At 36.7% G+C, this 8,557-nt stretch carries 8 protein-coding genes and 3 tRNA genes; 8 read left to right on the top strand and 3 right to left on the bottom strand.

Going from position 1 to position 8,557, the window contains the following annotated elements:
* Window positions 1-25: 25 nt before the first annotated feature.
* From thyA to AC0KSB_RS07640, 4 genes are all read left to right on the top strand, one after another.
* A complete protein-coding gene (gene thyA / locus AC0KSB_RS07625; protein ID WP_472307920.1) occupies window positions 26-856 on the top strand; it encodes a thymidylate synthase in 831 nt (276 codons plus the stop codon).
* 56 nt (window positions 857-912) lie between these two features.
* A complete protein-coding gene (locus AC0KSB_RS07630; RefSeq protein WP_472307922.1) occupies window positions 913-1,434 on the top strand; it encodes a dihydrofolate reductase in 522 nt (173 codons plus the stop codon).
* On the top strand, window positions 1,388-2,509 hold the full coding sequence (locus tag AC0KSB_RS07635) for a methylated-DNA--[protein]-cysteine S-methyltransferase (protein WP_472307924.1): 1,122 nt from the start codon (window positions 1,388-1,390) through the stop codon (window positions 2,507-2,509). The genes AC0KSB_RS07630 and AC0KSB_RS07635 overlap by 47 nt, the downstream gene beginning before the upstream one ends.
* A 143-nt stretch (window positions 2,510-2,652) precedes the next feature.
* Window positions 2,653-3,504 carry a flavin reductase family protein gene (locus AC0KSB_RS07640; protein ID WP_472307926.1) on the top strand — a complete coding sequence of 284 codons (852 nt, stop codon included), beginning with the start codon at window positions 2,653-2,655 and terminating at the stop codon, window positions 3,502-3,504.
* Between the two features lie 163 nt (window positions 3,505-3,667).
* Here AC0KSB_RS07640 and AC0KSB_RS07645 read toward each other — a convergent pair whose 3' ends face one another.
* Entirely contained in the window at window positions 3,668-4,912 is a 1,245-nt protein-coding gene (locus tag AC0KSB_RS07645; protein ID WP_472307928.1) for a 6-phosphofructokinase, read from the bottom strand.
* A gap of 347 nt (window positions 4,913-5,259) precedes the next feature.
* Between AC0KSB_RS07645 and AC0KSB_RS07650 the strand changes: the two genes are divergently transcribed.
* From AC0KSB_RS07650 to AC0KSB_RS07665, 4 genes are all read left to right on the top strand, one after another.
* Window positions 5,260-5,336, top strand: a tRNA-His gene (locus AC0KSB_RS07650).
* Between the two features lie 43 nt (window positions 5,337-5,379).
* Window positions 5,380-5,454 (top strand) — tRNA-Gln (locus AC0KSB_RS07655).
* Between the two features lie 4 nt (window positions 5,455-5,458).
* Window positions 5,459-5,534: transfer RNA gene (locus AC0KSB_RS07660), tRNA-Lys, on the top strand.
* Between the two features lie 764 nt (window positions 5,535-6,298).
* Complete coding sequence (locus AC0KSB_RS07665; protein ID WP_472307930.1) at window positions 6,299-6,475, top strand: transposase; 177 nt, start codon at window positions 6,299-6,301, stop codon at window positions 6,473-6,475.
* On the opposite strand, the gene istB is transcribed toward AC0KSB_RS07665, so the two are convergent.
* Both istB and istA read right to left on the bottom strand, forming a co-directional pair.
* Entirely contained in the window at window positions 6,476-7,270 is a 795-nt protein-coding gene (gene istB / locus AC0KSB_RS07670) for an IS21-like element helper ATPase IstB (protein ID WP_472307932.1), read from the bottom strand. It abuts the gene before it with no gap.
* A complete protein-coding gene (gene istA, locus AC0KSB_RS07675) occupies window positions 7,263-8,474 on the bottom strand; it encodes an IS21 family transposase (RefSeq protein ID WP_472307934.1) in 1,212 nt (403 codons plus the stop codon). Before istA ends, istB begins: the two co-directional genes overlap by 8 nt.
* Between the last annotated feature and the right edge of the window lie 83 nt (window positions 8,475-8,557).

Genomic DNA, 8,557 nt, shown 5'->3' on the forward strand with positions numbered 1-8,557 from the left:
AACATTTTGGAGGGAGCTTCTTTTTATGAGTTATTCTGATGATATATTCATCAATAATTGCAAATATATTCTGGAACAAGGTTATGATCAAAGCGGTGAAGAAGTCAGACCATGTTGGGAGGATGGAACCCCAGCCTATACGGTAAAAGCTTTTGCTCTTGTTAACAGGTACGATTTGAGCAAGGAATTTCCTATTATTACTTTGCGCAAACAGAATTTTGCTGCGGCTGTTGATGAACTTTTGTGGATCTGGCAGAAAAAGTCTAATCTTTTGTCTGATCTTAATAGTCATATCTGGGATCAGTGGGCTGATGACAAAGGTACAATAGGCAGAGCTTATGGCTATCAGCTTGCGCAAAAGCATGTTTATCCAGAAGGCAGATTTGATCAGGTAGACCGTGTTTTGTTTGATCTGGAAAATAATCCTGCCAGCAGAAGAATTATGACAAATATTTATAATCATTCTGATTTACATGCCATGCAGCTTTATCCTTGTGCTTATAGCATGACCTTCAATGTAAGTGGCGATAAGTTAAATGCAATCTTAAATCAACGTTCTCAGGATATGCTAGTGGCTAATGGCTGGAATGTTACCCAGTATGCTGTTTTGGTTCATATGCTGGCACAAGTTAGTGGTTTAAAGGTAGGAGAGCTTGTACACGTTATTGCCGACGCACATATATATGATCGGCATATTCCAATGGTTAAGGAACTTTTTGAGCGTAAAAGTTATCCCGCACCTGAATTGAAGATAGATCCTGAGATAAAGAATTTTTATGATTTCAAGGTTGATAGTTTTGAACTTATCAATTATCAGCATAGCGGACCAATTGGGAAAATACCGGTAGCCATATAATTTGTTATAGGTTTTTATTATTTTGCTTTATGACATTTAAAATAGAAGAGGAATATATGAGATTAATTGCTGCAGTAGATAAGAATTGGGGAATAGGCAATAAAGGTGATCTGCTTTTTAGAATAAGCTCTGATCTGAAGAGATTTAAACAACTAACTACAGGTGGTGTAGTTATCTGTGGGCGTAAAACTGTTCAGACTTTTCCCGGTGGTAAACCATTGAAAAACCGAATTAATTTAATTATGAGCCGGCAAAATGATTTATCAATTGAGGGAGCTGCAGTTTGCAATAGCCAAGAGCAGCTTTTTGCCGAAATTAGGAAGCTGATCGATCAAGGATATACACAGGATCAGTTTTATGTTATCGGCGGTACAAGTGTATATGATTTATTGCTTGAATACTGCGATATGGCAATAATTACTTATGTTGATGCCATCAGACCTGCTGATAGTCATCTGATTAATCTTGATGAAATTGCAGACTGGAAACTAATAGATAGTGAAGAACCTGCAAAAGAGGCTGAGTTAACATATGAATACAGAACATATGAGAATAAAAGAGCAAAAGCTATGCCTTGAAGGTGATTTGTGTTTTGACAAATTGCTTAAACAACATTTGAAATTTCTTAAAAGAAATGAAAATGTTGGTTGCGTTCGTCCTGTTATTGATCGTTTGCAGGCGGCAAAACCTGGTTGTGATCTTATCTTTGATAATGCTTGGCTGATAAAATCAAGGGAAAATTCAGCTGTTTTGGCTGTTTTATGGCTTATTGAAGATATTTTAGACCCTGATCAGTTGATTTGCAGATTGTTAAATTTTTCCAGAGAAAATCTCGAAGTTGATCATTGGAATCAGATAATAAGCTGGGTACACAGTAATTATCAGAATTCATTCAGTATCAGTTGGCAGTTGACATGTGATCAATCACTGGCTCAGATTGTTTTGCATCAGTACAATTATAAATGGATCGGTAGAATAAATGATATGATATCCCTGCCTGATTATGATTGCTCAGACGGTTGGATGATGCGGGTTGATTTTAACAGAAGAAATGATACAGGCATTGCTTTTGTAAAATTCCCTTATGGTTATCTGGCTGTGAGAGGAAACAGCAATTTTATTCAATCTGTTAGTTTTGTTAGATTCGGTAAAAAACCAGATAATAAAGCTGTCTTGTGGGCTGCGGGGAAATTAAATTTGCTGGATTCTGGCGGTAAAATATTATCTGAGAGTACGGTGAAAAAAGATATATATATTAATTTTTCTGCTCGTCACAATGGATATGCTCTTCCAGAGGCTGTTCAAATAGCTGCGATCCAGCTGCAGGAATATATTAGCGGTTATCGAACCGGTTTTGACTTGCCTTTGCAACAGTCACAAGGGAGTGATTTTCAGCAAAAAGTATGGCAAGCTATAAGCTCAGTGCCTTTTGCCTCAACTGCAACATATGAGGATTTGGCAGAAAAAATTGTTCAGCCGGGGCAAAAACCTTCTCAGCTTGCAAGAGCAATCGGTTCTGCCTGTGCTGCTAATCCATTGCCGGTTTTAATACCCTGCCATAGGATTATTGGTAAAAATGGTAGATTAACCGGTTTTAATGGCGGTATAGATATCAAGGAATATTTGTTGAATCACGAAATGTTCGGACTTTGATATAATAAGACTTTCGGAAGAACAGAATATTTGTAATAAATATGATACGGTTTTTTATAAAAAATAAATGTAGTTTGTTTATGATGGATTGTTTAAGAGAACTATAATCAGGATGTATCAGAAATAGAAGGAGATAGAATAATATGGCAGATCAGAGGAAAAAATATACTGGAAAAAAACAGACAAGAGATACTAAAAAAAGCATTGAAAAAAGTAAATATACCAAGAATGATAAGCAGGTAAATGGGGCTTTTAAAAATGATATAAAGAGTGATTCAAAAAGTGATCTTAAGAAAACTGTTAATAGTAAAGTTTCTTTGAAACCATCTACTATGTTGGCTCCTGTGCCAGCTGTTCTTGTATCATGCAAGGGTAAACCTGATGGTCAAAGACCACAGCCGAATATGCTTACAATAGCCTGGGCGGGAACAGTTTGTTCTGATCCTGCTATGCTTTCGATTTCTGTTCGTAAAAGCCGTTGGTCATATGAACAGATAAAAGAAACCAGAGAATTTGTTGTTAATCTGGTCAGTAAAGATCTTTTATGGGCAGCAGACTATTGCGGTGTTAAATCCGGAGCAGACACAGATAAGTTCAAAGATTGTAAATTAACTCCTATCCCGGCTGAGGGTTTGCATTTAGCACCTGCTATTGAGCAAAGTCCTTTAACTATTTCCTGCCGCTTAAGCCAGATTATCGAACTTGGTACTCATGATCTTTTAATTGGTAAAATAGTAGCTGTTGAAGTTGATCCTAAAATAATGAAAGGACAGAAATTATGTCTTGATAAGGCTGATTTAATTGCTTACTCTCATGGAGAATATTATGAACTAGGATCGGTGTTGGGATTTTTTGGTTATTCTGTTGCTTCCGCAGATGTAATAAGAAGAAGAATGCCCGCAAGCAAAGCCGAAGATATCCGTAAATCAAGACCTACCAAAAAAGGCAGACCGGGTAACAATAAAAATTCAAAACCAGGCAAGAAAAAGGGTTAAAAGGGAGACTGCTCATACAATTGAGAAAATCAGGCAAAAGAAGCACATTATAAAAATAAGAGCCGAAATATTAAATGAAGTCTTTTATATATAAATAATCCCTGACCATGGCTGCAATGCAGTCATAGTCAGGGATTTTATCGTAATCTATGTGTGACACTTATTATTTAGTAGCTAAAACCTTTTTCAGTTTTGCAAAACGTGGAAGTCCATCTTCCAGTGCAATCTGAGATTCACCTTGAATCAAAGGCAGAGCATACTCAACAAATTTTTCGTTTACAAAATTTCCTTCAGCATTGATCCAATCACTTGGAACTTTGCTTTCGGTATTTGCAACATCATCAAGTGGTACAAGTTTGATTTCGCATTTGTATTCACCTGATTCTGGACGCTGGAAACCAACCATGTAATCAGTCATACCATCAACGGCACATCTAACAGCAGTCTGTCCAGAAAGGAAAGACTCTTCAACATCGGTTTTGGAAGCTATATGAGCTGCACAACGCTGCATCAGAGATAGTTCTATACCACGAACCTTACAACCCATTTCCTTCTTCAGGTAGTTTGCCAGAACAGCGGCTGTACCACCAAGCTGTTTATGTCCGAAAGCATCAACAGAAACTTCGCCAACCAGCTCAGGAATAAACTTACCGTCTTTAGTCTGAACACCTTCAGAAACAGCGATAATAACTTTATTTTCTTTTTCATAAACTTTTTTGACATCTGCCAGCATTTTATCAATGTCAAAGTCAATTTCAGGCAGATAAATCAGATCTGGACCTAAACCCTTATGTGCTGCTAATGCTGCAGAAGCTGTAAGCCAGCCGGCATTACGTCCCATGATCTCAATTACTGTAATCATGCCTGTATCGTATACTCTTGCATCAAGATATACTTCCATAACTGTTGTAGCGATATATTTCGCTGCAGAAGCAAATCCAGGACAATGATCTGTACCAAACAGGTCATTATCTATTGTTTTAGGAACGCCCATTACACGGCACTCATATCCTGATTTCTGCATGTATTTGGATATCTTGTTACATGTATCCATTGAGTCGTTACCGCCATTGTAGAAGAAATAACGGATATTATATTTTTGGAAAACTTCCAGCAGACGTTTATAATCTGTTTCGTCATCTTTAACGTCTGCAAGCTTATAGCGACATGATCCTAAAGCAGAAGAAGGAGTAGTTTTTAACAGCTCCAGTTCAGCTGGATCTTCCTGACCCATGTCATAGAATTTCTCATTAAGAATACCAACAATACCATTGGCGGCACCATATACTTTTTCTATAATACCGGTTTGACGAAGTGCTTCTGTGAAAACACCTGCTGCACTGGCATTAATTACTGATGTAGGACCACCGGACTGACCAAAGATCGCATTACCAATCAATTTGCTCATGTAATAACCTCCTGAAAAACTTAAATCTGGTAGCTTGTACCAGTATATTGGAATCAATGCATACCCGAGATATAATATCATGACTTTCTATCTCAAACAAGTATAAGAGTTGTTTGTTAAGGTTTTTTAGCGTGTGTTATGTATATTTCAAGTATATATCAAGCTCTATATTATGTGAATTTTGATTTTTTTTCTGATACAAAATAAGACCCATGATATGTTACACAATAAGAGTGTAAAAAAAAAATTTTTGATTTTTTTGAAATCTATGCTTGACATATTCTTGAATGGACCTTATAATTCAGTTCGTGCCAGCGAGAGCCGGGACAAACGAAGCCCGAAACATGGTGGGATTAGCTCAGTTGGTTAGAGTGCCAGATTGTGGCTCTGGAGGTCGTGGGTTCGATTCCCATATCCCACCCCAATTACTCTTTGTTGAACCAGTTGAGGTTTAACCAAAAAAATATTGGGGTGTCGCCAAGCGGTAAGGCACGGGACTTTGACTCCCGCATGCGTAGGTTCAAATCCTGCCACCCCAGCCATCATGATCCACTAGCTCAGTTGGTAGAGCACCTGACTTTTAATCAGGGGGTCCGGAGTTCGAGCCTCCGGTGGATCACCACACTTAAACCCTAGAACCTAAGCGGTTCTAGGGTTTTTACATGTGTGCCACGCATGGCACTTCACTTGACGGTGAGAGTCCGTTATGGGGGTATGTAGCGACCAACCATTAGCTAAAGTAAAGGCAAGGCAAGGCAAGGCAAGGGTGTCCATTGCGAGGTGGAATCTGAAGGAAGCATAGAATCCGATGGGTTCATTGAGGCAAAGTTTCGGGATCTAAAGCATAACTCATGACATTATCAATTAATCTTGGATTGCCCCGTGCATAGCAGTGAATAGAGTTAATGGCAGCAGGTCAAGTTCCAGACAAGGATATCAGAATAATCCTTTGAAGTGTCTTTATATCAACACATTTGACGATTTAAAGCGATAACGTTGTCTGGCACCAAGTGCCAGACAGGCCTATTTGCAACAATGTCGAAAACCGCTGGTATTAGTATGTTACTGGTTGATACAACAGATTTGACTGTCTGGCACCAAGTGCCAGACAGGCCTATTTACAATAATACTGAAAACCGCTGAAATATAGGCTTTTTAACGATTTTACCTACTTTGTTTGTCTGCCCCCCCTATATGTCATAATAGTTGTCGTAGCAAAAATGCAGAAAGGAACCCTTAAATGGAACCTGAAAAAAACAAGCAACGACACATAGTAGACCGGTCGAAACGCCATCCCAAGAGAATTAAGGATGTGGATAGGCTATACTAAGTTAGACAGGTTTTCTAAGGTCATATAGAATAGAGTACACGAAAAGGAGCTTTCTAATGATCAGAAGAGAACGAAGAGACTATACCGATGAGTTTAAAGAGCAGATAGTAAAGCTCTACCAGAACGGGAAACGCAAAGCAGACCTGATCCGGGAGTATGAATTGATGTCAACAACGGAACAAAAATGCAAAAAAATAGCGTTTAAATTTTGTAGTTTTATGGCAAAAAAATAACTAATTATTACTTGGCTCAAACAATGTGTTCATCTGCTGTCTTTGTTTCATAAATTCTTTTCGCTCTTTGAGCCTATAGCTATCACCTTTTATATTGATAACAGTGCAGTGATGCAAAATTCTATCAAGTATAGCGGAAGCTATTGTTATATCTGAAAAAACCTCATTCCATCCAGAAAAAGGCTTGTTTGATGTTAGTATTGTAGTATTTTTTTCGTATCTCTTTGCAATGAGCTGGAAAAAAAGGTTTGCACCCTGTATGTCCATTGGCAAATATCCAATTTCATCAATGATAAGAACTCTGTACTTGGCATAATTTTTAAGTCTTTCAGCAAGTCTGTTCTCGTAATGTGCTTTATTTAGGTTTTCGATTAATGTGTTACAATTAATATAATAGGTTGAATATCTGTTTTGAGCTGCCAATATCCCTAAGGCAACCGCCAAATGTGTTTTTCCAACTCCAGGAGTACCAAGAAAAACTACATTTTCTTTGTTTTCTACAAATCTCATTGTACAAAGCTCGTTTATTTGTGCTTTATCAATACTTGGCTGAAAAGAAAAATCAAATGTTTCCATAGTTTTTCTAAATGGAAATCCAGACATAGTTATTTGATTTTCAACAGCTCTGTGCTTCTTTGCGGCAGCTTCCTGTGTTAATATATGATCAAGTATATCTACTATGTTTATTTTATCTGCAATGGCTCTTTCAAGATAATTATCAATAATTTCAAGAGTGTTTTTCATGTTTAAATCAAGAAGATTTTGTTTTACTCTATCGTAAGTGGTTTCATTCACAGTCGTACACCCCCAAATCTATATCATATGGCTTAATATCAATTAACTTATTATGAAAAAGGGTGTTTTCCACATCAAAACTTTGCTTTGTAGTTAATTTTATATAATGTTCTTTATTGACATGCATTGAATTCTTAGTATAGGATAATTTGTGTAAAGCTATTTGCTTTCCTTCGAAATATGCTGCTAACATATTATCGAGGGCAACGACTGTTACATATTTACGGGCATATTCTGATGGGACAGAATATTTATTACCACCGTATGATATGAGACAGTCTTTTTCTACTTTACGGACATTTATTCTATCAATAATATATTCTCTGAGAATAGGAGATAAATTTTCGCTAAACAATATTTCTTTAGGTGCTTTGCCTGTTGTAGAATGAATCTTATCATTTACTTTAACATTCCAATTCATCGCCTGATTGTTTAAATCAATAAGGGATGAATATTTAATTCCAATCATAAAATTATCACGAACATATTGCACTGTTCTTTCCACTTTTCCTTTAGTTTGACCTCTGTATGGACGGCAAAGAATTGGTTTAAATCCATAAAAACCTGCAAAATCTTCAAATTGACTATTAAGCTTACTGTTTGCCTGCTTTAAAAGACGTTTAACAACAACCTGCTTCATATTGTCATAAAGTATTTCTTCTGGATATCCGCCAAAATATCTAAATGCATTGATATGACACTTTATTAAAGTACTGGTGCTCATATCTGTAACAAATTCTATATATCTCATACGTGAATATCCTAATATCATCAGGAAACAATAGAGTTTTTTCTTTTCTCCTTTTTCAAAAACATGATAGTTTTCAAAGAAGCCCCAATCTACCTGTGCTTGAAGTCCGGGAACTGTTTCAAAACGTACGGTTGCTTTATCATTTAGATTCTTTTTCTTTGAGGCTACATATTCACGTATTACTGTATATTTACTATCACATCCTATTTCCTGTAGTTTTTCCATAATTCGTACAGCACTATAGGGAGCCTCATCAAGCCATAAATCGATTTGTGGTTTGAATGGATCTAATTTTGATGCTTTTGGATGTTTAAGCTCATAAATAGGTTTTGTTTTGCTATGAGCATATTTCTTTGCTGTGCGTGGGTCTATCTGATACTTTTTGCTGAGTTCGGTATAGGATAAACCTTTTTTATAGTCGGCACGAATTTCCATCCATTTTTCTCCTTCCATTTTTGACACACCCCATTATTATTTTTTTTAGAAAGTGTATCATTTTTTTATATTCTTCGAGCCATAAATCTACATTTTTTTAC

The sequence above is a fragment of the Ercella succinigenes genome, assembly GCF_900002895.1.

Excerpts from the sequence above, each read along its gene's own strand:
- thyA (WP_472307920.1), top strand. The coding sequence starts at position 26 with ATGAGTTATTCTGATGATATATTCATCAATAATTGCAAATATATTCTG.
- AC0KSB_RS07630 (WP_472307922.1), top strand. The coding sequence starts at position 913 with ATGAGATTAATTGCTGCAGTAGATAAGAATTGGGGAATAGGCAATAAA.
- AC0KSB_RS07635 (WP_472307924.1), top strand. The coding sequence starts at position 1,388 with ATGAATACAGAACATATGAGAATAAAAGAGCAAAAGCTATGCCTTGAA.
- AC0KSB_RS07640 (WP_472307926.1), top strand. The coding sequence starts at position 2,653 with ATGGCAGATCAGAGGAAAAAATATACTGGAAAAAAACAGACAAGAGAT.
- AC0KSB_RS07645 (WP_472307928.1), bottom strand. The coding sequence starts at position 4,912 with ATGAGCAAATTGATTGGTAATGCGATCTTTGGTCAGTCCGGTGGTCCT.
- AC0KSB_RS07665 (WP_472307930.1), top strand. The coding sequence starts at position 6,299 with ATGATCAGAAGAGAACGAAGAGACTATACCGATGAGTTTAAAGAGCAG.
- istA (WP_472307934.1), bottom strand. The coding sequence starts at position 8,474 with ATGGAAGGAGAAAAATGGATGGAAATTCGTGCCGACTATAAAAAAGGT.